The organism is Planktothrix paucivesiculata PCC 9631 (assembly GCF_900009265.2).
GTDB classification, from domain to species: Bacteria; Cyanobacteriota; Cyanobacteriia; order Cyanobacteriales; family Microcoleaceae; genus Planktothrix; species Planktothrix paucivesiculata.
Map to the genome: position 1 here is coordinate 672,405 of NZ_LR735026.1, position 25,279 is coordinate 697,683.

Consider the following 25,279-nt stretch of genomic DNA (forward strand, 5'->3'; position numbering starts at 1 on the left):
CAACGGTTAACAAAAGCTAAATTTAACATCCAAAATCCATCAAATGTAAGCCTTCAAAGGTTATGGGAAAATGAAATTATGGAGTTTATTTTGTTATCCATCTGTCTTCATTGGTGATTGGTGTCGGTGAGCCAAACTTGGGTTTCAAAGGGGTTGACTTCTTGAACTTGTTTACCAATCAAGTATCCGTATCTTGTGAAAATATCACCAGACTACAGCTTAGATCGCACATTCTAAGCTAGATGATCTCTCCCCCACTCACCTGAATACACTTGAATCTAGCCATTGAAATGTTTTTGTTTCTTTATGGTATCAAGACAGATGCCAGACAAAGTTTTTTTTGCTACTTTCTTCCGGTGTGATTTTTAGCCCTATTAAGCTTGGATGGATTTTCCAGCCGCCTTATAACAGGTGCGCCACCCGTGAATGCCATACACTGACGTTTAGTAAGTGTATAGGATTCCGGTTCAATTGGGTTGATCCTAGCGTCAGCGAACCTGCAATTTTTGATTCTGAGAACCCCAGTTGAGTACCGGGGAGATTAAGTAATATTGTCGGTTTGTAGCCTAGATCTGGACGAACCCGCCCCTATGCCACAAAACTTGGCTTAACGCATCCTATTATAACACTGGAGTAAATGCAAATTATTAGCTGAGATACAAGTTTTTTAAGATTGGGTTAAAAGCTGCTGGCGGTGAATCTGTAACAATTGGAATTCTTGGCCACTTACCTGTTCTAACATCTTGATCATCAGTTCGGGCCGTAGTTGTGTCCCATCATTCCGACAACTCCCCACATAACGCAGCCGCTGATCTTCCTCGGAAATCATTTCTAGTTCAAATAGTTGTTCTCGTAAATTGATCATGTTCTTTTTGCCTGATTTTGTGGTTTTTTCCCATAAAATTTCAGATGTGGCTTTGACTGCATTAATCCAATTTAACCATTCAGGGATAGCATTTTCTTTCCCTATCCAATTTAGGGTTAAATAATATTCTGCTTTTTCAACAGCATCTGTTAAAGACGTTAATTCTATCGGGACTTCTTGAATTTGATACAAAGGAATAGTATCAGGTAAACCCGTGGCTAATTTTTGGCGAAATTCTTCTATATTCATGGATTCTGTTAATTCAAAATCTACAATTTCACCGCTACTGGTTGCCCCTAAAGGTAAGGCAAAGGCAATGGAAATCCTCGGATTTGGACGATATCCCCCCGTAAACACTAAGGGAATTGAAGCCCGACGAATTGCCCGATCAAATAATCGGAATAAATCTAAATGTCCGACTAAAGCCATATCTCCTAATTTTCCAAACCCCACTCTTAACCTTTGAACTCGTTGGGAATTGGGAATAAATTCTCCCGCAAATTGGGGAATAGGAGGAGATTTAATCACAATATTATGACCAAAATCCGTTCCACAAACTCCACAATGAGAACAACTTTCAAAGGAACAATCGGCAACGGTCGCAGCTTCTAAAGCCAGTTTTAAATCTTCTTTGAGCCAATTTTTATCAATCCCACTGTCAATATGATCCCAGGGTAAAGGCTGATCTAATAATATCTGATAATCCTGTGGTTCCCCGTTCCCTGTTCCCTTGTTACTGAGCGAAGTCGAAGTATTCCCTGTTCCCTCTATCAAATTCCATTCCCCACTTTCCACCCGACGATATTTCCAACTCAAACCCGCTTCTTCGATCGCCTGTGTCCAAGCACCAAAGGCCCGCTCCAAACTTTCCCACCAGGAGTCCATTCCCGCCCCGAGTTCCCACGCTCGACGCACCACGGGCCCTAAACGGCGATCGCCTCGACCGACAAAATCCTCCATGGCTGAGATTCTCACATCGGTAAAGTTAACTTTTACCCCTCGCATTTGGCGAAATTCTTGTTTTAATAATTTCTGTTTGCGTTGAAATTCTGTAGTGGAAACCGAATGCCATTGAAAGGGGGTATGGGGTTTAGGTGTAAAGTTAGAAATAGTTAAATTAAAGTTTAACTTTCTGCGATCTTTAGCAGAACATTCCCGTTGTAACCAAGCAACAGTTTCGGCAATTCCTAATATATCCGCATCGGTTTCTCCGGGTAAACCAATCATAAAATAGAGTTTAATTTTCTCCCATCCCTGCTCAAAGGCGGTTTTAACTCCTTTTAATAATTCCTCATTAGTTAACCCTTTATTAATAATATCTCGCATTCTTTGGGTTCCGGCTTCTGGGGCAAAAGTTAACCCACTTTGTCGCGCTCCCCCTAGAATATTAGCAATATTTTCATCAAAGCGATCAACCCGTTGACTGGGTAAAGATAAACTGACATTATAATCTTTCAGACGGTTCTTAATTTCCATTCCCACCGAGGGTAAGGATAAATAATCGGAACAACTCAAAGATAATAAAGAAAACTCATTGTAACCCGTTTCTTTCATCCCTTTTTCAACAGCTTGAATCACATCTTCCGGTTCCACATCTCGCGCCGGACGGGTTAACATTCCCGGTTGACAAAACCGACATCCCCTGGTACAACCCCGTCTGACTTCAATGACTAACCGATCATGAACGGTTTGTACATAGGGAACAAATTTAATCGAATAGGCGGGCATTGGTGCAGCCACCCGTCTTAAAATTTTGGGGGGAACGTCAGGATGTTTGGGATGAATAGAACCATCTTCTGCCATCTGATAGAATTGGGGAACATAGACCCCGGGAATTTGGGCTAAATCGAGTAATACGGCTTTTCTATCTAAGTTATTTTTCTTACATTCTTCTAAAACTAATCCGATTTCGGGTAATAATTCTTCCCCATCTCCTAAAGCGATAAAATCAAAAAAATCCGCGTAGGGTTCGGGGTTAGAGGTGGCCGTTTGTCCCCCGGCAAAGATTAGGGGATAATGGGGTTGATCAGAATTTTGATCATCACCCCAGACTGAATAATTTTGTCGGTCTTCCCAAGTTAAGGGAATACCCGCTAAATCTAACATTTCTAAGATATTAGTTGCCCCTAATTCGTAGCTGAGGCTAAATCCTAAAATATCAAAATCGATTAAAAAATGACGGGACTCCACTGCAAAGAGAGGGGTTTTCGTCTCCCGTAATTTTTGGGAAAAGTCCGGCGCGGGCAGATAGGCGCGATCGCATAATTGCCGAGGTTGAGTATTTAAAATATTATAGAGAATCACATGGCCAAGATTGGAGACTCCCACTTCATAAACTTCAGGATAGGTTAACGACCAACGGACAACGGCGGACTCCCAAGGTTTGCGTTTCGCGCCCAACTCTTGACCCAAATAACGGGCCGGTTGATTAATTTCTGGTGTAATTAGTTTCTCTACTGCAACATTCAAGGCGAACCTCACCCCATGGATAACGACACTATTGCCAGATTATCATTAATTGTGCAACACCATGACTTTTAGTAGTGGATGGAGAACCGAAAACCGATCTAGGTAAATAGGATCTAAAAGTTAGTTAATTCGGACTATTCTGGTTTTCCCTAGGAATTGGTGTACCACTTATTCAATCGTGAATCTGGATAAAAATAGATGAGATATATTGAGTTCAATAGTAACAATTAATACCTCTAAAAATATACCTTAAGAGGGATGAAATTCCGACGAAATAAATGTTATTAAAGTTCCTAGATATTCAGTGATAAGGATCACTTTAAATAAAAGGATATGATCACAAGTAAAAATCACGACTTATCAGACAATCAAAATATGCGAGTTATCCGTACCTACTATGTCAGCAACGAATATGATTCGTAAACTGGTTGAAAAAGCTCTCTATTTTAGATGTCTGACCCCTGAAATTGAAAATGCGATTAATACAGAATTAACCCGACTGGGTTATGTTTCCGATGTCGATTATGAAGCCTTAGAATTATTAATGGAAGAAATGGATGCTGGTAGAATTCGGTTAGTTTCTAGCCATTAACGGTTTTAATCTTTAAAATTTCCAGACTCAAAAACATGAGCATAAGCTCGCCAAACTTGACCGATAAAGTCTTGGAGTTGTTGGTGAGCAGAGCCCGCATTTACCCGTTTAACTCCTGGGGAATTGACCTCTGGAGTCTCTAGTTGGGCTAAGAAAGTAATAACTTCCGTATCCAAAGCCGCCTTAAATAAGGGCGTTGGCCAAATTAAATCCGGGCTTTGGCGTAAATCAGATAAAATAAATGTTTTTGGGGTAAACCCCAAACTCGAAAAATCGTCTTCTGGATCATCAGATAACCCTTCAATTAACATCAAAGGTCTAACCCAACAGACTTCCCGAACTTCGACCACTTGAATAACTTCTGCATACAAACAACTGTTGTGATGATTTAATCCCACAATTTGACCGGGCTTAAAATTGCAGCTAGAGTCCATCACGCTTAACAGCTTATTAATTACAAGTAATTCTAATTATAAGGCTTCTTGTTGATCAATTTGGTTCAGTGCTAATTGTAAATCTTGGATCAGATGTTGAGCGTCTTTTTTAGGTGAACCTTGACAATAATCCGCAACAGATAGGGGAGAACCTATTTTTATTTTAACACTAGAACCCCGACAGGGAATGATCGGATTATAGCGTACAGAAATCGGGACAATCTTAATGCCTAAATGCTCCTGACTGGTTTCTGCTTGTATCGCTAAACGTCCCAGTCCTAATTTTAGAGGGTGAACTTGGTCATCCTGAAAAATATTTCCTTCTGGAAAAATCACTAACATTTCTCCTTGGTGTAGCAATTCTACGCCATAACGGATGGTGGAAAGAGTAGGATGTTTTTGATTAATCGCAAACCCACCCAGATGACGAATAAACCACCCCTGTAGTCCTTTCATTTCATCAACCGTAACCATAAACCGTAAGTCTCGCCTGGTGACATAGCGACCCGTGGCAAAGGGAATCATAATCGCATCCCAACGGGAACGATGGGTGGGTGCTAAAATCACCGGGCCCTGTAGGGGAAGATTTTCTTGGCCGATGACTTCCAGGGATTTAAAATAAAAGGGTAAAACCAGATGTTGTCCCAAGGGGTAAACAATGGACGCCAGCAAGGGTGAAATATCAGAATTAACCTGTGTTTCCTTGATAGATATGGACATTTTTGTAGAAGATTGATTAGAGTCAAGGATGAGCATAACGGTTTTCGCAGGTTGAATAAACCTCTTAACTGGATCTTAAACAGTTTAAAGGGTTTTATTTATTGTGATCAGGACAGTTTTTTCATTGTCTGTTTAATTGCGTTTTTGAGCAAACCAAGATTGTAATTGTTGACGACAGGGAGATTCTAATATTCCGCCTAAAACCGATAATTTATGGTAAGAACAGGGACTATCGGGAAGGTTAGCAACGGTTCGGATAGTCCCGGTTTTAGGGTCATCAGCACCATAAACTAATAACCCTAAACGAGCTTGTAATATAGCCCCAGTACACATAGGACAGGGTTCGAGAGTAACATATAAAGTACAGGTATTGAGATGCCAATTTTTTAATAGTTTTCCCGCTTGTCGTAGGGCTAAAATTTCAGCATGGGCGGTGGGGTCAAAATCTCTTTCTTTGCGGTTTTGAGCTTTGGCAATTAATTGATTATTCTGATTAATAATAATTGCTCCAACGGGGACTTCTCCGGCTTCTCCCGCTTGTTGCGCTAATTCTAAAGCCTGACTCATCCAATATTGATGGATTGAATAGTTGTTGATTTGTGGAATAGTCATTTTAGATCACCATAAAAATTAATGGATTTTATGAGATACCCTGAAGAAGATCATGCCCAGGATTTATATAAAGATCTTACGGAGAAGTTTGTTAATAGAACTCCTCCTATTATCTATTCCATAAAAGGTGCTGGTGTTCATTGGGGTTTTTATGTCAAATCTGGTTGTAAGATTTGTTCGATAGAATGCTTTGATAAGTTTGGAAGTCCTGAATATTTTATCTCCTTCGGGAAAAATTCTAAAAGAGTAGCGACTGGGCGCACATCCTCAAAACTTGATACAATTAACGCCGTGGATGACTGGATTAAAGGGGATGAACTTTCTATCCTCTACAAGAAGTTTTCATTCATTGATCGATCCAAGCGAGATGTAATCAAAATCTATAAGGAGTTAGTTACTACTGATTCTAGCTTATCTAAATTAGTAAAGATTGAGCGTTGTTTTTCAGACTATCAACTTTGGTTTAAAAGCGATGATCGAGCAGTATATATCGGTTATAATCATCAAAATAAAATTCTCGATGCCTCTTGCCGTGGGGATAATGCTCTACTATTTAAGCTCAAAACTCAAGACCGAAAGAGTTTAGCAAAACTTTTAAAGCGGTGGCTATGTGATCGCGCTTTACCCTCCCAAATCCAAACAGAATTTCCCTGGGTTGAGATGGGAAATCTTGCCGATTTTTACGAGAAAGGGAATCTATTTGAAGGCGAAGTGCTTGAAAGTTGGAACTCAATTGAAAATTTTTACGAGAGCAACCGAATATGTTTAGGGAATGAGTTAACAGACCTGATGATTAAATTTATTAAATCTATGAGACAAGAAGGTTATGATCGGTATCTTCGAGCCGGACAATCAGTATATTATTTAAACTTATCACGATCAAGAAAACATGGATATCTAGGTTCTTACATCAGTTTTTGGGGAGAATATGATAGTTTTCATGGATATAATGGGTATAAGGAAATTCAATGTTTGCGAGTTACTTATTCTGTTGAGTGTAAAACTGTTGAAGAATTTGAAGAAGATGAGATAATTTTAACCCCAAGAATTCGCAATCTTTTGCATCAGTTAGCAAAACAGCCGATTAACTAGATAGCTTTTGAAAAAGGCAAAGGACAAAATCTGACCTGCGAGCAATCGGAGGAAAATCTATACAATCGTCTTAAGGGCATAAATTCCAGATAGAATAAAAAATGCTGTCTGCAAAGTGCGATCGCTTAAGAAATGTCTACCGAAACCCCCTGTCCCTTTTCTGCTGAAGAAATTGCCTCTGAAGGCATCAAACCCCAAGAATATGAAGAAATTGTCCGACGCTTAGGACGACACCCCAATAAAGCAGAATTGGGGATGTTTGGTGTGATGTGGAGCGAACACTGTTGTTATAAAAATTCCCGCCCTCTGCTCAAACAATTTCCCACCACCGGAGAACGGATTTTAGTTGGCCCCGGAGAAAATGCCGGAGTCGTGGACTTCGGGGAGGGGCTGCATATTGCCTTTAAAATCGAATCCCATAATCATCCTTCAGCTATTGAACCCTTCCAAGGCGCTGCAACGGGAGTGGGGGGAATTCTAAGGGATATCTTTACCATGGGGGCCCGTCCAATTGCGGCGTTAAATTCTTTGCGGTTTGGTTCCTTAGAAGATTCCAGAAATAGACAAATATTTAAAGGGGTGGTTTCTGGTATTAGTCATTATGGTAATTGTTTCGGGGTTCCCACGGTTGGGGGAGAGGTTTATTTTGATCCGGCTTATAACGGAAACCCCCTAGTTAATGCGATGGCAATTGGGTTAATGGAGACCCCAGAAATTGTTAAATCTGGTGCTTCAGGCATTGGAAATCCGGTACTATATGTAGGTTCAACAACGGGACGGGATGGCATGGGGGGCGCGAGTTTCGCCAGTGCCGAATTAAGCGAAGAATCGATCCAAGATCGTCCGGCGGTACAAGTCGGAGATCCGTTTTTAGAAAAGTCTTTAGTTGAAGCCTGTTTAGAAGCCTTTAAAACTGGAGCCGTGGTTGCAGCCCAAGATATGGGAGCGGCAGGAATTACCTGCTCAACATCAGAAATGGCGGCAAAAGGTGGGGTAGGAATTGAGCTAGATTTAGACTTAATTCCGGTACGAGAAACGGGAATGGTTGCCTATGAATATCTGTTATCGGAATCCCAAGAACGGATGTTATTTGTCGCTCAAAAAGGGCGAGAACAGGAGTTAATTGATATTTTCCATCGTTGGGGATTACAGGCCGTTGTGGCGGGAACTGTAATTGCTGAACCCATTGTCAGAATTTTATTTAAAGGGGAAATTGCCGCGGAAATTCCGGCCGATGCCTTAGCAGAAAATACGCCTTTATATCCGCGAGAAATCTTATCAGAACCCCCAGAATATGTTCAAATTGCTTGGCAATGGAAGCCGGAAAATTTACCGGAATCTACAGTTTCAGGAATTGAAATTAAGGGGGAATTTCAATCGTGGAATCAGGTATTATTAACCCTATTAGATACCCCTTCTATTGCTTCTAAACGCTGGGTTTATCGTCAATATGATCATCAAGTTCAAAATAACACCGTTTTAGTTCCCGGGGGTGGAGATGCCGCCGTCATTCGCCTACGTCCCCTAGAACCCCGATTCACCAAAAATGGGCAAGCAATAGAAAATATATCCCCCCCTGCCTCCCCTGCCTCCCCTACCCCCCCTGCCTCCCCTGCTCAAACAAGGGGACTGGCCGCAACAGTAGACTGTAACTCTCGGTATGTATATCTTGACCCCTACGAAGGAGCGAAGGCAACGGTAGCAGAAGCCGCCCGGAATTTAAGTTGTGTAGGGGCCGAACCGATTGCGGTGACGGATAACCTGAATTTTGGCAGTCCTGAAAAACCGATTGGTTATTGGCAATTGGCTGAATCTTGTCGGGGGATTTCCGATGGCTGTAAGGCGTTTAATACTCCGGTGACGGGGGGAAATGTGTCTTTATATAATGAAACCCTGGATGCCCAGGGGAACCCACAATCGATTTATCCGACCCCGGTGGTGGGTATGGTGGGGTTAATTACGGATTTAACTAAAGTTTGTGGCCAAGGTTGGCGGGGTTCGGGGGATTTAATCTATCTTTTGGGGGATGACAAAACCCTACCCACCTTGGGCGCGTCCGAATATCTGGCGGTGTTGCATGGAACAATTGCGGGTAAGCCTCCGAGGGTGGATTTTGACTTAGAAGAAAAGGTACAAGCTGCCTGTCGGGAAGGAATTCGTCAAGGGTGGATTAAATCGGCCCATGATTGTGCAGAAGGAGGGTTAGCGGTGGCGCTGGCTGAATCTTGTCTGAGTGGGAAAAAAGGATCAACGGTTAAGCTGGATTTAAGTTCTACTGCTGCTGTCCGTTGGGATGAAGTTCTCTTTGCGGAAGGTGGAGGACGAATTCTGGTTTCTGTGCCTCCTGAATATCAGTCGGTTTGGGAAGAATTTTTACACCAAAAGTTAGGGCAAGAAAACGATATTTGGCAAAACTTGGGTGTTGTGGGTTCGGGGTCTGAACCTTTAAGAATTTTAGCGTCTGATGATCAGGGTTTAATTGAGGTGAATCTTGAAGAAATGGGCGATCGCTATTTTAATGGGATTGAACGCCGATTGAACGCCGATTGAATAGCCAAGCGTAATTTAACCACAAAGACACCCAGACAGAAGGAAGACTTAAGAGGTGAGTTTTATTGCGATTTCAGGTAAAAGGGGATAAGATTAAGAGAATATTAACTTTTAAATCAATCCCACCATCTGACTTTGCCAATCAGGAGCAAAACCTTAAAATGATTCCAAACGATTCCCTTGATACCCAGTCTGCCCAGGTTGATCCCGACCGACCTGATAAACCAGAAGAAGCCTGTGGCGTCTTTGGGGTGTATGCTCCAGGGGAGGATGTGGCCAAACTTACTTATTTTGGTCTGTACGCGCTGCAACATCGGGGCCAAGAATCCGCCGGAATCGCTACTTTTGATGGCGAAACGGTGCATTTGCACAAAGAGATGGGATTAGTTTCCCAAGTCTTTAATGAAACTATTTTAAATGGGTTGACCGGGAATCTGGCTGTCGGTCATACCCGCTATTCTACGACTGGATCGAGTCGGGTGGTGAATGCTCAACCGGCGGTGGTTTCAACCCGTCTAGGTTCCCTGGCTTTAGCACATAATGGCAATTTAGTCAATACCGGAGAATTGCGTGAGGAATTAACCCGGCGGGAATGTGATTTTCTGACCACCACGGATAGCGAAATGATTGCTTTAGCGATCGCTTCGGAAGTGAATAATGGCAAAGACTGGTTAGAAGGGGCGTTAAGTGCTTTTATCCAGTGCCAAGGAGCCTATAGTTTAGTGATTGGCACTCCTAAAGGGATGATGGGAGTCCGTGACCCGAATGGGATACGGCCGTTAGTAATTGGAATTTTACCTACGAGTCCCCAACGGTATGTTTTAGCCTCGGAAACCTGTGGATTAGATATTATTGGGGCCGAATATCTGCGGGATGTGGAACCGGGGGAATTAGTTTGGATTACAGAAGAAGGAATGTCTTCTTTCCACTGGAGTCAGAAACCCGCCCGGAAATTATGTGTATTTGAGATGATTTATTTTGCCCGTCCTGATAGTGTGATGTGTGGCGAAAGTCTCTATAGTTATCGTTTGGAAATCGGCCGAATTTTAGCTAGAGAATCCTTTATTGATGCGGATATTGTGATCGGTGTTCCCGATTCTGGAATTCCGGCGGCGATTGGATTTTCTCAGGAATCTGGAATTGATTTTGCTGAGGGATTAATTAAAAACCGTTATGTGGGCCGGACGTTTATTCAACCGACCCAAAGTATGCGGGAGTCGGGGATTCGGATGAAGTTAAACCCGTTAAGAGATGTCTTGGAAGGCAAACGGGTGATTATGGTGGATGATTCGATTGTCCGAGGAACGACCAGTCGCAAAATTGTCAAGGCGCTGCGGGATGCGGGTGCTAAGGAAGTTCACATGAGAATTTCTTCTCCTCCTGTAACCCATCCTTGTTTTTATGGGATTGATACCGATAGTCAGGAACAATTGATTGCGGCAACCAAATCTGTTGAAGAAATTCGTCAACAAATTGGGGTGGATACTTTAGCTTATTTGAGTTGGGAAGGAATGTTAATCGCCACCCGGGAAGATACTACTACTTTCTGTTCGGCGTGTTTTACTGGGAATTATCCGATTGATATTCCTGAAAAGGTAAAACGCTCTAAATTGATTCTGGAGAAATCAGTAACGGTTTAACTTCCCAAAGAAACCGGGCTTCTGAGTCAGAAATCCGGTTTCTATTTTTATTTAACCACAGAGACGCAAAGACACAAAGAAGTTTTAAAAACGTTCTCTTACTTTTTGTCAGCATGAATATAATCTACAAAATAAAATTTAGGTTCTAAATAATATTTTAAGACTCCATAAATGCCTAGTCCAAAAATGGCGATCGCAATCAAAGGAACCCCCCATTGTAATCGAATACGATCGGACATTAACGCTACCCCGGAAACCGTTAATATAAAATAAATTAATAAACCCAACTGTAACTTTTTAATATTGTTTAAGGCGTTGCTACAGCTACTACAATTTTGGGTATGTTGATGGTAGATATCTAGTAATTGTTTACGGTTATCATTAAACGGAAAATAATCGGGGACTGGTATATTCAGTTGTTGCCAAGGTAATTGTCCGTCACAATAACGATCAAACCATTTGCGAAATTCAATAATTAAACGATCAGCACCCGTGGGCATTTTATAAGCCGTTTTCCAGGTTTCTTTGATTTGCTTTTCTTGTAAAAATCGTTCTTGGTGATGGAGTAAAACCATATCGCTATCAATCACTAAATTTCGCAACATAATATGTTCCCACCATCGAGGGGTAATTTTAACTAAGGTTTTAGCAAAGTTTTGAGGAAACAAAGCAATTAATCTTGATTTTCCGGGTAATGTAGGAATACAATACACCACAATCCCAAATTTTTTCCCCGATGGAAAGACAATTTCATAGTCTATATAACAAGGGGGTTGAAATATAATTTTATGAATATGAATGGGTGTTTTTGCTTCAATTAAATTCAAGGTTGAATGGACAATTTCGAGGGGAATTGATCTCGCGTTTTCTCGTCTTCCTTGTAAACCATGATGGGCAATGGGAACATGACTCGGATCTAAAACATTTTCCACTAAAGTTTGCCAATCATATTCTAATTCTCGAGCATAGGAAGTCCAAATAAATCCTTTTTCTGAATCCAGTTGAGGGGATAAAGGTAAGGGAGTTTGGGCTGCTAATTCAGAGGATAAGGGATCAGCCCAAAACCATAATAAATCCTGTTCTTCTCGGGTAGGAAACACTTGAACACAAAATTTATCTTTAACTAATTCTGGGTTTTCTGCTTGGGGAATACGACTACAAATCCCTTGAGCATCAAATTCCCAACCGTGATAACTACACATTAAATTTCCCGTTTTTTCATCAATTCTACCTTCACTTAAAGAGGCTAAACGATGGGGACATTGATCTAAAAATACTTGATAGTGTTGCTGTTGTTTGGGTTTCCAAATGACTAACCGAATTCCTAATACGGTTACAGATTTTGGTCGGTTGGGGTCAATATCCGCAAGAATTGATAGGGGATACCATTGTTGAAAAAAGTTGAATTGTGTTTGTGTCATGTTGTTGCCTCTAAATATTTTACTAATACAGGACTTACGCACAAGACCAAAGAAACCGGGTTTCTGGCCCTGATTTTGCGGATGAAATCAAGATTTCTCGTTCAGAAACCCGGTTTCTGCGTAAGTCCTATAATATATAACAAAGAAAACCGAAATAGGATGAAACCTAAGCTACAATTCACTTAATTCGGCGAATAATGTAGATAAAACTTGATTAGAAACTAAGAAACCATCGGGATCTGTTAATCGCATAAACCCTTGATTTAAGTCAGGTTGAAGGATTTTATCAATTGGGTGTTTGTGGATATCTAAAAATCGAACTAATCCTTGCTGATGAAAAGGAGTTAATATTGTTAATATTTGGGCGAGGGTTTCGGCTCCAAATTGTTGGGATAGATATTCTAAATTAATTCCTTCTGCTAACCGGAATCCTAACATTAATGTTTCTAATAATTTTTCTTGAGTTGTATCAACAAATTCGGCAATATTATAGGAATAATTACCATTAACCCAAGCATAATATTCTTGTCGTTTTCGAGGTCGAGTTAGGCGATAACCCTGAAGATAACTTGCCGCCCCCATACCAAAACCATAATAGGGTTGTTTTTTCCAATAGACTAAATTATGTTGACATTGAAATCCGGGTTTGGCATAGTTAGAAATTTCGTAATGTTCATAACCAGCTTGTGTTAAAAGTTGTTGAGCTAAACGATACATTTGGGCGGTGGCTTCTTCCGTGGGTAAGGGAAATTCCCCCGGAGTATAATATCGAGAAAAGGGGGTTTTATCTTCAACAATTAAGTCATAAATTGATATATGATTCGGGTTGATTTTTAATAGGGTTTTTAAAGAATATTCCCAATCTTCTAAGGTTTGTTCGGGCAAACCCGAAATTAAATCTAAACTCCAGTTTTTAATCCCAGTTTTTTCAATAATATTAATAGCCGAAAAAATTTCATTAACCGTATGCGATCGCCCGGCTAATTGTAATAGTTTATCCTGAAATACTTGTACCCCTAAACTAATTCGATTTACCCCTAAATCTAAGAAACCTTGTAATTTTTCTTGATCAAACGTTCCGGGGTCTACTTCCATTGAAATTTCTGCATCCGTGGCAATGCCTAATTTTTTATCCACTAAATGTAAAATTTCTCCTAACTGATTAACCGATAATAAGGAAGGAGTCCCCCCGCCAAAGAAAACAGTTTTCAAAGGAGAAATATTAGAAGAAACCGATTCTTGGGCAATTTCTTGACATAATATTTTTACATAGTCTTGAATCATGGTGGAATTATCCCCATGTTTGCGATCGCCCACCACCGACACAGCAAAATCACAGTAAAAACAACGGCGACGACAAAACGGAATATGTAAATAGGCGGAGGTTGGCGATTCTAAAGAGGCAAAAGAGGATTCAGAGTTAGTAACAATCGAGGAATCATTCATCTTATTTAAGATTGGTGTATAGCAAATTCTAAAGTTTTTCTGAAGGAGTGGGGGAGTTTCTTTATCTAAATTTTGCCTATAATTAACAGTCTGCGGTGGTTATAGACAATACAGGAGTCGCGTGAATAAGTGTGGTCGGTTTTCCCTAACGGTCGAATCCCAATTAGGCTTCCCACAGAAGATATAATGGTACACAAACTCACGGATATCCTTAACGGGATTTCCAAACCACTTCCATCGGCTTAAAATCATGCTAGATGCAATCATTATTATTTTATTCATAATAGCTGGTGCTGGGACGGGCTTCTACGGCATTGAATTGCTGCCGAAACCCGTACTCGATCAAGTCACAAATATCGAAGGACTGCGATCGGTTACGGGTGCATTTACCGCTTTAATCGGAGGCGTAATAGGTTTAGTGGTGCAAACCACCTATCGCCGCTTAGAAGAACAAGTGCGCCAGATGCCTCTTGATGTATTGATAACTCGTGCTATTGGTTTGGTGATTGGATTATTAGTCGCCAATTTAATGTTAGCACCGTTATTTTTACTGCCTATTCCCCGGGAATTTGGGTTTATCAAACCCCTGTTTGCGCTCTTATGTAGTGCCATGTTTGGATTTACGGGCGTTAATTTAGCAGATACCCACGGACGGGCATTCTTGAGAATTATTAATCCCAGTAGTTTAGACTCAATGTTGTTGGCAGAAGGAACTCTAAAACCTGCCTATACCAAAGTAATTGATACCAGTTGTATTATTGATGGTCGGATTGAAAGTTTGTTAGAAACAGGGTTTATTGAAGGTCAAATTTTAGTCCCCCAGTTTATTTTACAGGAGTTACAATTAGTTGCCGATGCGGCTAACGATCAAAAGCGGGTGCGAGGGCGGCGAGGATTGGATATTTTAAATCGCCTGCGGGAAGAATATCCGGATCAGATTTCGATTCATCCTATTGATTACGAAGAAGCGCAAACCGTGGATGCTAAATTAGTCCGATTTGCTCAAGAAATCAATGGAACCCTATTAACCAATGATTATAATTTATCTAAAGTGGCAACGGTACAACAAGTTCCAGTTTTGAATATTAATGATTTGGTGCAAGCCATTCGTCCCTCCTATTTACCTGGGGATATTATTGATTTGAAAATTCGGAAGGAAGGAAAAGAACCCTCTCAGGGGATTGGTTATTTAGATGATGGCACAATGGTGGTGGTGGAAGCCGGGAGCGAATATGTGGGAGATCAGGTGCGAGTGATTGTCACCAGTTCCCTGCAAACTTCCGCAGGTCGGATGATTTTTGCCCGTCCTGAACATTCGGTTGTGGCGTGAATAGAATAGGACTTACAAACCTCCCACAAAGCCTAAAAATATTAGGATGGAAAATTTACTCACGCCAATCCTTTTATTAACTCTAAGTTTGGTTTTTTTTTGTACGGGAGTAATTAGCGTTGTCACGGGTTGTACTTCCTTAATTACTGTTCCCGTGATGTTACAAATGGGGATAGAACCGGATATTGCGATCGCGACAAATATGTTGGCGTTAACCTTTTTGAGTTTGGGGGGAACTATTCCTTTTATTAGGGCTAGAAAACTCAATATTCAAGGTTTACCCAGTTTAATTCTTTTAACAATATTCGGTTCAATTTTAGGGGCTTTTTTGGTTTTTACGATTTCCAAAAATACCCTTTCTTTGTTGATTTCTGTGTTTATGGTCGCGATCGCAATTTTTGTATTTTTAAACCCTCAAACCGGAGTTAAACCCCAGACCAAACCCCCCTCAAATTTATCAAAAACTTTAGGATATTTAGTCACTTTTTTATTAGGAATTTACGGCGGTTTTTTTAGTGGGGGTTATGTGACCCTACTAACGGCGAGTTATGTGATGCTATTTCATCAAACCTTCCTAGAAGCTGTTGCTATTACCAAAGTTATTAATCTGTTTTCCTCCCTAGTGGCTAGTCTAATTTTTATCTTTTATGGACTGGTTAATTATCAATTGGGAATTATGCTCAGTTTGGCCATGTTTTTCGGGGGAATATTAGGCGCAAAAATTGCTCTTAATCTGAGTAATATTTGGATCAAACGATTGTTTATGTTAGCGGTTTTAGGATTAGGGATTAAAACCTTTTTATCGGTTTTATAAAAACTAATTCTGCGGGATATTTTTCCGAGCTAGAAAGTCCCGTAACTGGATTAAACTCAGGGTTTGACCTAAATTCAAAGGGAGTATAGAAATTCCTTCTAAACGAGATTGTACCCAACCTTCTCCCCAATACCACTCATGAAACCCATCAATTCCATGACTTAATAAGAGTCTTAAACAATTAGGTTGGCTGACATCAACATAATGTTCAATTTTAACGGGGCCAAGGGAACTGGTAAAGGTTAATCCGGGTTGAAATCGTTCGGGAAGTCCGGGGTTAAACTGTTGCGGCCATAACCATTTTTGCAACTGACTCGGACGTAATAAACTGTCTCGAATATCAGCTTCTTTGGCATTGACTTCAATACGGAGACTACTGTGTTGGAACGTACCGAGCATAATAATTTTACAGGTTTTAATAACTGTTAATTTTTTGATTATAACATTTGGGAAAGGAATTACTGATTAACTCCTAACACCCGATCCCAGAAAAAATTAAAATAGGAGCAGGTACAAATTGTTAAAAACTGTAAACATGGCAGATCAACTGATTCGGGCAACGGCGGCAGAGGGCGGTATTCGGGCTGTGGGAGTGATTACCACCCGTCTGACGGAAGAAGCCAGACAACGACACAAACTATCTTATGTGGCAACCGCAGCCCTGGGGCGCACCATGGCCGCCGGGTTGCTCTTAGCATCGAGTATGAAACTGGCCACATCCCGGGTCAATATCCGCATCAAGGGCGATGGGCCATTGGATGGGGTCTTGGTGGATGCGGGATTAAATGGGACTGTCCGGGGTTATGTGGGCAACCCGGAGGTGGAATTGCCCCCCAATTCCCTAGGCAAATTGGATGTCGGTGGGGCAGTGGGCCAGAATGGTTATGTGCGGGTCGTGCGAGATGTCGGTTATGGCTATCCCTATACCAGTACGGTTGAATTAGTTTCCGGTGAAATTGGGGATGATATTACCCACTATTTAGCCCATTCTGAACAGACTCCTTCGGCTTTAATTTTAGGGGTATTTGTGGATAAACAAGGAGTACAGGTAGCCGGGGGTTTATTATTACAAGTTCTACCCAAAGCGGCAACGGATGAAGAATTAATTGCTAAGTTAGAATCCCGTGTAGCGAGTTTATCTGGGTTTACTCCTTTATTAAGAGCCCATAAAACCTTACCGGATATTTTACAAGAATTATTAGGAGATATTGGGTTAGTAATTTTACCCGAATCTCAATTAGTTCGGTTTGATTGTAGTTGTTCTTTTGAACGGGTATTAGGGGCGTTAAAAATGTTCGGGACGGAAGAACTTCAAGATATGATTGAAAAAGATAATGGGGCGGAAGCAAAATGTGAGTTTTGTGGGGAAATGTATCAGGCAAATTCCGATCATCTCCACCAACTGATTCAAGATTTACAGATTAAGCCCGAACCCCCAGAAGTCCGAAAAAATTCAATTTTATTTTAAGGGGTCAGGACTTACAGAGGTTGACCGAGAAACCGGGTTTTTTAGATATAAGTATTTTCGTAAAAAGCCCGGTTTCTTTGGTTGGGTGCGTAAGTCCTATATCATTTAATACGGCGGACTTCTGGCTGCGATTGAGTTAAATAATCTCGAACAAAATTAGACCCATAACTTAATAGATCTAAATTCAAAACATTCTCAATATTCCATAGAATTAAATTATTATCTTCACCAACCGATGCTACAAATTTGCCATCGGGACTATAGGCCAAACCCCTCAGTGCCGCACTATGTCCCCGTAGGGTGGTGAGTTCTTTTCCTTCTACTGTCCATAACTTCACCGTATTGTCCACACTTCCCGATGCCAACCTATCCCCCCGAGGACTAAACGCCACCCCCCACACTGCCGCCGTGTGACCCTCTAGGGTTCTTAATAAGGTTCCGTCCCGTTTCCAAAGTTTAATTGTATTGTCGGCACTTCCCGACGCCAACATTTCACCGTCAGGACTCCAAGCCACCCGCCACACGGCCGTTTCATGACCTTTGAAAGTTCTCAGTAAAGTACCGTCTGCTGCCCAGAGTTTAACGGTTCCATCGGCACTTGCAGAAGCCAACCACCGACCATCGGGACTAAAAACCACCTGCCACACCGTCGCCTGATGTCCGGTTAGGGTTTTCCGTAAAGTCCCCTCGCGGTTCCAGACTTTAATGGTATTATCCTCCCCTCCCGAAGCAATGATCTGAGCGTTGGGACTTAACGCCACGGCCCAGACTAAAGCCGTATGACCGATTAAGGTCTTAACTAAGGTTCCGTCCCGTTTCCACAACGTCACCGTATTATGATTACTCGCAGCCACAATCCAGTTCTGATCCTGGCTCAAATCAACAGCGACTGAACCCCGATGCTCACTTTGCAGTGTTTTCAATAACTGACCTTGACGGTTCCAGAGTTTTACCCAACCGTCCACCGTCCCCGTTACAATGGTCTGACCATCCTGACTAATATCAACACCCCAAACCCCTCCCTGATAAGGATTAATCACTGTTCGGAAGGGATTTTGACTTTGCCACAGTCGCACACTATTTTCTGCCCCCGCCGAGGCAATAAACTGACCATCGGCACTCCAATCCAAGCCCCAAATGACGCCGAGATGTCCTTTTAGGGTATGGAGAGGTGTGCCGTCCCGACCCCATAACTTAATGGTTTTGTCCACACTCCCGGAGGCGAGGGTCTGACCATCGGGACTCCAAGCCACACCATAAACAGCAGCACTATGACCTTCTAGGGTTCTCAGTAAAGTACCATCAAGTTTCCACAATTTAACGGTTTTGTCACCACTAGCTGATGCCAGGGTTTGACTATCGGGACTAAAGGCGACCGACACCACTAACCCGGGATGACCCCGAAAGGTTCGCGCTCCCGTCCCATCGGATTTCCACAATTTAATGGTTTTGTCAAAACTTCCGGCTGCTATCCATTGACCATCGGGACTAAAGGCCACGCCCCACACCCCTTCTCCCTGTTGCTGAAGGGTTTTGAGTAAGATGCCATCCCGCCGCCATATCTTCACAGCCCCATCCATACTGCTAGAGACAATATTCTGACCATCGGGACTAAAAGCCACACCCCAGACCCCAACCCCATTCCCCCCAAAAGTATTCAACAGTGTGCCATCTCGTTTCCAGAGTTTAACCGTACCATCATCACCCCCGGAAGCAATGAACTGACTATCGGTGCTAAAATTAAGGGTTCTAACAGTTCCTTGATGACCTCTGAGGGTCGCTACTTCCTGACCGTCCCGCCCCCAAAGTTTGATCGTTTTATCGACACTTCCAGAAGCAATTAAAGAACTATCAGGACTAATATCAACGGCCATAACTGCCGCTTTATGACCTAATAAACGGTTATATTCATCGGTTTCATAAACAGCTTGTCGCAGCACATTTTCAACTTTATCCTGAATATTTATATCGGTTTCCTGGAGATTTTTTAGACGATTTTTTGCTTTAATGGCTTCAATTAAAGCATCTAAATGACGGTTGGAAATAAACAGGCCATCGGAGGAGGAAACCAGGGCTTGAATTTCACTGAGTCGCGCTTGATATTCACTCAACAGTGAACGTCGATATTGAATATAACTGGTAATACCTAAACCACAGGCAACTAATAGGGCAAAACTGACGGCTATGAGTAAATTTTTTTGACGTTTTGCCGCTTGTTTTTCTTGAGTTAATCTGGCTTCTACTTCTTGGGTTCTTTGGGCTTCTAAAATAAGTTGCACTTCCCGTCTATCTGCTTCTACACTAGAGGCTAAAAATTGATAATCTAAATCACTTAAACTTTTTCCCATCGCCCAAGTTTGAGCATCTTTTAAAGCCTGTCCTCGTAATAGCCGAGATTCATCGGCTTTTCCCGTCGAAATCCAAGCCTCTAAAACTTGGGAGTAGGGACGCAGTTCCTCTAATTGTTTTTCTACCCAGGATTGGTTAAAGACTTCTTGATAAATGCGATTTTTGATTTGTAAGTAGCCTTGTTTTTTAATCAATAATCCCGATAATAAAAGTTCTGTTTGTTCGGGGCTATCATTTGTTATAACTGGAATATTCTGTAAAATTTGCTGATAAATACCGAGTAATCTTCCAGCCCGTTGTTCATTTCTAAACAGGCGATCGCGGATGGTTTTTAGATGTTCCGGTTCATCCTGGGTTTCCCAATGTTCAATAATGTGCGATCGCACTAAACTTTCTATCCAAAAAGCCTCGGAACCCAAGGGCGGAATTAAATCTTGGGAAATGGCATTTTGTAGGGTAAAATCAACTAATTGACAGAGTTTTTGGGTTAAAAAAGGTTGTCCCCCTGTCCAAGCAATAATTTCTTTTAAAATTAATTGCGCTTGGGTAATTCTTCCTTGTAGTTCCTTGGCTAAAGGTAAGGCTTCTTCCACCGTAAAACCGCATAAATCAATGCCCTGACCAATATTAAAGGGAGTTCGAGTTTTATCTAAGATTAAATCACTGGGAGTAGCGACACCAAACAACGCAAAAGTAATCCGTTTATACTCAGGATTAATCGCCCTTTGATTATAACAATAACGAATTAAAGCAAAAAAATCATCAATGGGAAAATCCAAGTCTAAAATACTATCAATTTCATCAATAAAAATACAAAGATGTTGCTCGGGAAACTGCTCAAATAATAATTCCTGAATAAAATCACTCAGCTTTTGTAATAACGAAACATCTTCCCGTTCTTTCCACCAAGTTTTTAAATTAATTTTTCCTAAACAATTAAACCCTCGCCATAGGTCTCCCACAATTCCTTTATACCATTGTAATGGCGTAATTTGTTGACTTCCAATCCGAGTCATATCTACAATCGTACAGCCATATCCATCGCTTTCGAGTCGGGATTTAGCTCGAACCATCAAGGAAGATTTCCCCATTTGTCGAGCATTAAAAACATAGCAGAAATCCCCGGCTTTGAGTGCGGTATAAAGTTGTTCATCCGCCCGACGGTGAACATAGGTGGGATTATCCTGATCTAAACTTCCCCCAACTTGATATGAACTAGAAATCATTATGATTGAAGAAGATAACTCAGAATAGGGAGCAGGGGGAGCAGGGGAGGCAGGGGAGGCAGGGGGAGCAGGGGAGGTAAACTCTTTGTATTACCCATTACCCATTTACCCATTACCCATTACCCATTACCCATTACCCATTACCCATTACCCATTACCCGTTACTTGCGCTTTTGGGGTTTAGTTTGAACACTGATCGGGCCATTAACAATAGTTTGGCAGGCTAATCGATAGGTATCTGGTTTTTTCTTCAAAATCCGTGCTTCTGCCTCCGTGCGGGGGGGGAGATTATCGATCCCTTCAACAATTTCCACAATACAAGTTCCACACTGACCATAACCCCCACAGTTCATCATTTTGCCTGTGAAGGTATATAAGTCAATCTGGTTTTCTAGGGCCTTCATTCTGAGATTTGCCCCATCCGCAGCAATAATTTCCTTATTTTCACTAACAAATCTGATATTACCCATTTTGATGTCCTAGCTGCATTAATATAGCGTCTCTTTCAAATTATAAGACAAGCCTGGGAGCTTGAAAACTCAGTGTCTTCAGACCACCAGATGAAAAGCAACTCAAGGGAATTTATTCCCCGTGAATATTTCCCAATCTATATTAATATAAGGTGGGTCGAAAAAAGGAGATTTCCATGATAGTTCTGGAATACAAAATTAAAGGTAAACCCAATCAATACAAAGCGATTGATCAAGCAATTCGCACCACCCAATTCATTCGCAATAAAGCGATTCGGTATTGGATGGATAATTCAAGAGAATTAAAGATTGATAAATTTGCCTTAAACAAATATTCCACAACTCTTAGAAATCAATTCCCCTTTGTTGCCGATCTAAATTCAATGGCAGTTCAATCCGCCGCCGAGCGAGGATGGACTGCCATTAGTCGTTTTTACGACACTTCGGCAAAGCTCAGTGACCATTGTAAGAAGAAGATCTCTGGTAAAAAAGGATATCCCAAATTTCAAAAAGATTGCCGTTCCGTTGAATATAAAACATCGGGATGGAAATTACACTCAACTAAAAGACAGATTACCTTTACTGATAAAAATGGGATTGGTAAAGTTAAATTGTTAGGGAAATGGGATATCCATACCTACAACGTCAAAGATATAAAACGAGTGCGTCTAATCCGTCGTGCCGATGGATTAGACGCTCAGTTTTATCTGAATATTGATGTCACCGATATTCAACCTAAAACTGGAAAGGAAATCGGACTTGATGTAGGAATTGAGTCGTTTTATACAGACTCAAATGGCTATCAAGAGCCAAATCCTAAGTTTCTGAGAAAAGCTGAACAATCAATTAAAAAATCTCAGAGACAAATCTATAAGAAAGTTAAAGGGTCATCGGGTAGATGCAAAGCTAGAAAAGTATACGCTAAAAAACACTTAAAAGTAAGTAGACAACGGAATGAACACGCCAAGAGAATTGCGCGTAACGTATGCACATCTAACGATGTAGTCGTCTATGAAGATTTAAGTGTTAGAAATTTAGTTAAAAACCATTGTTTAGCTAAATTAATTATTGATGCAAGTTGGTATTTGTTTCGGAAATGGATAGAGTATTTTGCAGCTAAGTTTAATAAATTGGCAATTCCGGTTGCACCCCATTACACTTCGCAGAAATGCAGTAATTGTGGGGTAATAGTAAAAAAATCTCTATCAACCCGCACCCATATTTGTAATTGTGGATGTGAGTTACATAGAGATACAAATGCTGCAATTAATATTCTAAATCTTGGGAAACAAACTAGGGATGGGCAATCCCGAAGTAACGCTAATGGACTAGAAACCTCTACTCTACTTGGGGAAACCCTGGCGGAGCAAGTATCTAGGTTGAAGTTAGAATCGAGCCCGTCTTCAGACGGTGAGAGTGTCAATACAAAAAGTTAACATTTCAACGTTACAAAGGAGAATCCGACAGAATATTGCCCGGAAGATTACTAACAGCCCGTTGCAAAGCAGACAGAGCGCGATTATAACCGATGATGGCATTGAGGAGTCGGTTTTGGGCGCGAGTTAAGTCCGTTTCCTGGTTGATCACTTCCAACTGAGTTCCCACCCCCGCTTGAAATCGTAAACGCGCTAAACGTAAGGCTTCCGTTGCTTCCTCCACCCCTAAACTAGAGGTTTGAATATTATCAAAGTTAGCTTGGAGGTCATAGTAAGCCCGTTCGGCATCCAAACGAATTTGATTGAGTAACTGATTAAAACGCTCATCCGCAATGCCAATATCTAACTCCCGTTGTCGGGCTTGAGCTTTAGCCGCACCGCCATCAAAGAAATTCCAAGACAACTGGACTTGAGCATTATAACCATCGGCCCAACCCCGAATGGCCCCGTAATCAGGGTCACCATCGATTCTTCCCAGGACGTTATAACTAGCCCCCACCGTAACATTCGGGCGAGTTGCTGCTAGAGCCGCCCGGCGTAATTGTTGAGCGCGATCGCGTTCGGCTAACTGTTCTTCCAACTCCGCCCGATTTTGATAGGCTTGAACAATGGTTTCTTCCAAGGTTAAATCCCAAGCACCCGCCAAAGCAATTGGGTCAGCCGCCAATAAATTCGTATTTTCATCAATATTCAGAAGCGCCGCCAGTTCTCGCCGAGTTTGAAATTGACTGCGCTGGGAATTAGTTAGATCCTGTTGGTTATTGGCAAGGGTGACACGGGCCTGCAACACTTCAAAACGGGTTCCCACCCCAGCCCGCTCCAGGGCTTCGGCATCATCTAAACTTTTTTGAGAGTTTCGCACAGCAGCCGCTTGAATTTCCACCGCCGCATCGGCTTCTTGCAAATTGTAATAGGCACGAGCCACATTAAATCGGACTTCTTCTAATGTCGTTTCTAACCTTAATTCCAGGATGCGGAACTGTTCTTCTGAAGCCTTAATCCTAGCTCCTCTCAATCCATTGATTCCCAGGTCGTACTGCAATTGAAAGGAATTATCAAAGGTATAGATTCCATAGTAGTTCTGAAATTCAATCTGATCGGCCTCCTCGGGATTATTAAACCGAGCCACCCGCAGCCGTCGATTTTGAGCCCGAACTTGCAAGCTTTCTGTCGCAGAAACCGTACGAGAAAAACCGGAACTAAAACTTAAACTCGGATATAAAGCCGCCTGAGATTCCCTCAAGGTCGCTAAGCTTTGTTCAACTTGTAGTTGGGCAATACTCACACTTTCATTATTCCGAATCGCTAAATCAATTGCCTGTTGGAGGGTCACGGGAACCGTTTCCTCAATATTCACCTGTTCGGGTAAGGTGGGTCGATACAGGGGATCACTACTCGGCAGTAGAATTCGGGGCGGATTAGTTTGTAAGGTGCCGTTGGGAGTCGGAGGCGGAAAGGGTGTGGTTGGGGGGGTGAGGTCAGGAACCGTTAAGGCGGGTCTGCTGACTTGAGCCAGTTGGGAAGGTGGAGATTGCCGGACTCGATTCCCTGCATCGGTCAGAGGGGCAGCTTGGGCAGAGGGATTCGGTAATGCAACTTGAATCTCTTGCAGAGTATGGTTTTCTGAGGATAGGGAATTATTTCCCAGGGGATGGGGCAAGTTAAAGACGGGGTTTACCCTGGCAGTCGGTTTTGGCCCAGGGTCTGGGATGGTTGGGCTAGAAGCAGCCGGGGTACTCGTGGAGATTGATTGGGTATCAACAACGGTAGATTCCGTCGCAGTGGGTACAGGCTGTTGAGCAGTTTTTGTAGGATTTTGTTTAAAAACTGGCGCAGGAGACCGGGTAAGGGACTCCGATGTCATCAATAGATTATCGATGATCCGATGGCCAGGAGTAGAAACTCCTAATTGAGATTTTTTAGGATTTTGCTTAAAAGTAGAATTTAGGATTTCTGGGGGTAAAGACGTTTGATTAGAAACGCTTTCCACTTTCTTTATAGGGGCTGTTTCCGGTGTAGAGTTAGAACTCTGTTGTTGTTTTCCCGCAGTAACATCTATAACTGCCGCGCCGGAATCTTCCTTTGGCGTCGGTGTTGAATCTAGGGACGAAGATTCCAGACTAGCTTCTACCTGAGCCGGAGCCGGATATTGAGATTTTGTAGGATTTTGTTTAAACCCCTGGGGTTGAGTTTTATTCGAGTCGGGCCAATTATCCTGAGATTCAACGGGGGAAGGAACGGCTGTTCCTGGCCCCACATTGATTAAAGTAATTGCTCCACTCACTCCCACAGCCATCAAATTACGAAGAACGGACATAAGGCTTCTTTTCTTGTCTACAAGTCCA

The 25,279-nt window shown here is 41.9% G+C and carries 18 protein-coding genes; 8 read left to right on the forward strand and 10 right to left on the reverse strand.

Features of this window, described 5'->3' with window-relative positions:
• Nucleotides 1–667 precede the first annotated feature (667 nt).
• Entirely contained in the window at nucleotides 668–3,334 is a 2,667-nt protein-coding gene (locus PL9631_RS23540; RefSeq protein ID WP_083624155.1) for a TIGR03960 family B12-binding radical SAM protein, read from the reverse strand.
• A gap of 397 nt (nucleotides 3,335–3,731) precedes the next feature.
• Between PL9631_RS23540 and PL9631_RS23545 the strand changes: the two genes are divergently transcribed.
• Nucleotides 3,732–3,926 (forward strand): hypothetical protein, encoded by a 195-nt coding sequence (locus PL9631_RS23545; RefSeq protein WP_026787890.1) that lies wholly within the window; start codon nucleotides 3,732–3,734, stop codon nucleotides 3,924–3,926.
• Between the two features lie 5 nt (nucleotides 3,927–3,931).
• On the opposite strand, the gene PL9631_RS23550 is transcribed toward PL9631_RS23545, so the two are convergent.
• The 3 genes from PL9631_RS23550 to tadA form a co-directional block, all read right to left on the reverse strand.
• Nucleotides 3,932–4,360 (reverse strand): hypothetical protein, encoded by a 429-nt coding sequence (locus PL9631_RS23550; protein WP_083624157.1) that lies wholly within the window; start codon nucleotides 4,358–4,360, stop codon nucleotides 3,932–3,934.
• 36 nt (nucleotides 4,361–4,396) lie between these two features.
• On the reverse strand, nucleotides 4,397–5,116 hold the full coding sequence (locus tag PL9631_RS23555; RefSeq protein WP_083624158.1) for a lysophospholipid acyltransferase family protein: 720 nt from the start codon (nucleotides 5,114–5,116) through the stop codon (nucleotides 4,397–4,399).
• A 96-nt stretch (nucleotides 5,117–5,212) separates the two neighbouring features.
• A complete protein-coding gene (gene tadA / locus PL9631_RS23560) occupies nucleotides 5,213–5,692 on the reverse strand; it encodes a tRNA adenosine(34) deaminase TadA (RefSeq protein ID WP_083624160.1) in 480 nt (159 codons plus the stop codon).
• Nucleotides 5,693–5,722: 30 nt separating this feature from the next.
• On the opposite strand from tadA, the gene PL9631_RS23565 reads away from it, so the two are divergent.
• The 3 genes from PL9631_RS23565 to purF all read left to right on the forward strand — a co-directional run bounded on the left by PL9631_RS23565 (nucleotide 5,723) and on the right by purF (nucleotide 10,974).
• Nucleotides 5,723–6,784: a hypothetical protein gene (locus PL9631_RS23565; RefSeq protein WP_156090671.1), complete on the forward strand. Its 1,062-nt coding sequence runs from the start codon at nucleotides 5,723–5,725 to the stop codon at nucleotides 6,782–6,784.
• A gap of 132 nt (nucleotides 6,785–6,916) precedes the next feature.
• Complete coding sequence (gene purL, locus PL9631_RS23570) at nucleotides 6,917–9,334, forward strand: phosphoribosylformylglycinamidine synthase subunit PurL (protein WP_083624164.1); 2,418 nt, start codon at nucleotides 6,917–6,919, stop codon at nucleotides 9,332–9,334.
• Between the two features lie 161 nt (nucleotides 9,335–9,495).
• On the forward strand, nucleotides 9,496–10,974 hold the full coding sequence (purF, locus tag PL9631_RS23575) for an amidophosphoribosyltransferase (protein ID WP_083624166.1): 1,479 nt from the start codon (nucleotides 9,496–9,498) through the stop codon (nucleotides 10,972–10,974).
• A gap of 98 nt (nucleotides 10,975–11,072) precedes the next feature.
• Here the strand turns inward: purF and PL9631_RS23580 are convergent, their stop codons facing one another.
• Nucleotides 11,073–12,395: an aromatic ring-hydroxylating dioxygenase subunit alpha gene (locus PL9631_RS23580; RefSeq protein ID WP_083624168.1), complete on the reverse strand. Its 1,323-nt coding sequence runs from the start codon at nucleotides 12,393–12,395 to the stop codon at nucleotides 11,073–11,075.
• A 171-nt stretch (nucleotides 12,396–12,566) separates the two neighbouring features.
• Nucleotides 12,567–13,841, reverse strand: coding sequence for a radical SAM family heme chaperone HemW (gene hemW / locus PL9631_RS23585; RefSeq protein WP_083624170.1), 1,275 nt, complete (start codon nucleotides 13,839–13,841; stop codon nucleotides 12,567–12,569).
• A gap of 250 nt (nucleotides 13,842–14,091) precedes the next feature.
• Between hemW and PL9631_RS23590 the strand changes: the two genes are divergently transcribed.
• Entirely contained in the window at nucleotides 14,092–15,171 is a 1,080-nt protein-coding gene (locus PL9631_RS23590) for a PIN/TRAM domain-containing protein (RefSeq protein ID WP_083624171.1), read from the forward strand.
• A gap of 46 nt (nucleotides 15,172–15,217) precedes the next feature.
• On the forward strand, nucleotides 15,218–15,985 hold the full coding sequence (locus tag PL9631_RS23595) for a sulfite exporter TauE/SafE family protein (RefSeq protein ID WP_083624173.1): 768 nt from the start codon (nucleotides 15,218–15,220) through the stop codon (nucleotides 15,983–15,985).
• A 3-nt stretch (nucleotides 15,986–15,988) separates the two neighbouring features.
• On the opposite strand, the gene PL9631_RS23600 is transcribed toward PL9631_RS23595, so the two are convergent.
• On the reverse strand, nucleotides 15,989–16,384 hold the full coding sequence (locus PL9631_RS23600; RefSeq protein WP_083624175.1) for a hypothetical protein: 396 nt from the start codon (nucleotides 16,382–16,384) through the stop codon (nucleotides 15,989–15,991).
• A gap of 136 nt (nucleotides 16,385–16,520) precedes the next feature.
• On the opposite strand from PL9631_RS23600, the gene hslO reads away from it, so the two are divergent.
• The gene (gene hslO, locus PL9631_RS23605; protein ID WP_083624176.1) at nucleotides 16,521–17,453 is read left to right on the forward strand and encodes an Hsp33 family molecular chaperone HslO; all 933 of its coding nucleotides are present in this window, start codon (nucleotides 16,521–16,523) and stop codon (nucleotides 17,451–17,453) included.
• A 101-nt stretch (nucleotides 17,454–17,554) separates the two neighbouring features.
• On the opposite strand, the gene PL9631_RS23610 is transcribed toward hslO, so the two are convergent.
• Both PL9631_RS23610 and PL9631_RS23615 read right to left on the reverse strand, forming a co-directional pair.
• Nucleotides 17,555–21,028 carry a WD40 domain-containing protein gene (locus PL9631_RS23610; protein WP_083624178.1) on the reverse strand — a complete coding sequence of 1,158 codons (3,474 nt, stop codon included), beginning with the start codon at nucleotides 21,026–21,028 and terminating at the stop codon, nucleotides 17,555–17,557.
• Between the two features lie 161 nt (nucleotides 21,029–21,189).
• Nucleotides 21,190–21,498 carry a 2Fe-2S iron-sulfur cluster-binding protein gene (locus tag PL9631_RS23615; RefSeq protein ID WP_083624180.1) on the reverse strand — a complete coding sequence of 103 codons (309 nt, stop codon included), beginning with the start codon at nucleotides 21,496–21,498 and terminating at the stop codon, nucleotides 21,190–21,192.
• 176 nt (nucleotides 21,499–21,674) lie between these two features.
• On the opposite strand from PL9631_RS23615, the gene PL9631_RS23620 reads away from it, so the two are divergent.
• Complete coding sequence (locus PL9631_RS23620) at nucleotides 21,675–22,934, forward strand: RNA-guided endonuclease InsQ/TnpB family protein (protein ID WP_083624181.1); 1,260 nt, start codon at nucleotides 21,675–21,677, stop codon at nucleotides 22,932–22,934.
• Nucleotides 22,935–22,944: 10 nt separating this feature from the next.
• On the opposite strand, the gene PL9631_RS23625 is transcribed toward PL9631_RS23620, so the two are convergent.
• Nucleotides 22,945–25,251 (reverse strand): TolC family protein, encoded by a 2,307-nt coding sequence (locus tag PL9631_RS23625; RefSeq protein WP_083624183.1) that lies wholly within the window; start codon nucleotides 25,249–25,251, stop codon nucleotides 22,945–22,947.
• Nucleotides 25,252–25,279 lie beyond the last annotated feature (28 nt).

Coding starts and splice junctions, on each gene's coding strand:
- PL9631_RS23625 (WP_083624183.1), bottom strand. CDS start 25,251: ATGTCCGTTCTTCGTAATTTGATGGCTGTGGGAGTGAGTGGAGCAATT.
- PL9631_RS23610 (WP_083624178.1), bottom strand. CDS start 21,028: ATGATTTCTAGTTCATATCAAGTTGGGGGAAGTTTAGATCAGGATAAT.
- PL9631_RS23615 (WP_083624180.1), bottom strand. CDS start 21,498: ATGGGTAATATCAGATTTGTTAGTGAAAATAAGGAAATTATTGCTGCG.
- PL9631_RS23555 (WP_083624158.1), bottom strand. CDS start 5,116: ATGCTCATCCTTGACTCTAATCAATCTTCTACAAAAATGTCCATATCT.
- PL9631_RS23620 (WP_083624181.1), top strand. CDS start 21,675: ATGATAGTTCTGGAATACAAAATTAAAGGTAAACCCAATCAATACAAA.
- PL9631_RS23580 (WP_083624168.1), bottom strand. CDS start 12,395: ATGACACAAACACAATTCAACTTTTTTCAACAATGGTATCCCCTATCA.
- PL9631_RS23545 (WP_026787890.1), top strand. CDS start 3,732: ATGTCAGCAACGAATATGATTCGTAAACTGGTTGAAAAAGCTCTCTAT.
- PL9631_RS23565 (WP_156090671.1), top strand. CDS start 5,723: ATGAGATACCCTGAAGAAGATCATGCCCAGGATTTATATAAAGATCTT.
- hslO (WP_083624176.1), top strand. CDS start 16,521: ATGGCAGATCAACTGATTCGGGCAACGGCGGCAGAGGGCGGTATTCGG.
- PL9631_RS23550 (WP_083624157.1), bottom strand. CDS start 4,360: ATGGACTCTAGCTGCAATTTTAAGCCCGGTCAAATTGTGGGATTAAAT.
- purL (WP_083624164.1), top strand. CDS start 6,917: ATGTCTACCGAAACCCCCTGTCCCTTTTCTGCTGAAGAAATTGCCTCT.
- PL9631_RS23600 (WP_083624175.1), bottom strand. CDS start 16,384: ATGCTCGGTACGTTCCAACACAGTAGTCTCCGTATTGAAGTCAATGCC.
- purF (WP_083624166.1), top strand. CDS start 9,496: ATGATTCCAAACGATTCCCTTGATACCCAGTCTGCCCAGGTTGATCCC.
- PL9631_RS23590 (WP_083624171.1), top strand. CDS start 14,092: ATGCTAGATGCAATCATTATTATTTTATTCATAATAGCTGGTGCTGGG.
- PL9631_RS23595 (WP_083624173.1), top strand. CDS start 15,218: ATGGAAAATTTACTCACGCCAATCCTTTTATTAACTCTAAGTTTGGTT.
- tadA (WP_083624160.1), bottom strand. CDS start 5,692: ATGACTATTCCACAAATCAACAACTATTCAATCCATCAATATTGGATG.
- hemW (WP_083624170.1), bottom strand. CDS start 13,841: ATGAATGATTCCTCGATTGTTACTAACTCTGAATCCTCTTTTGCCTCT.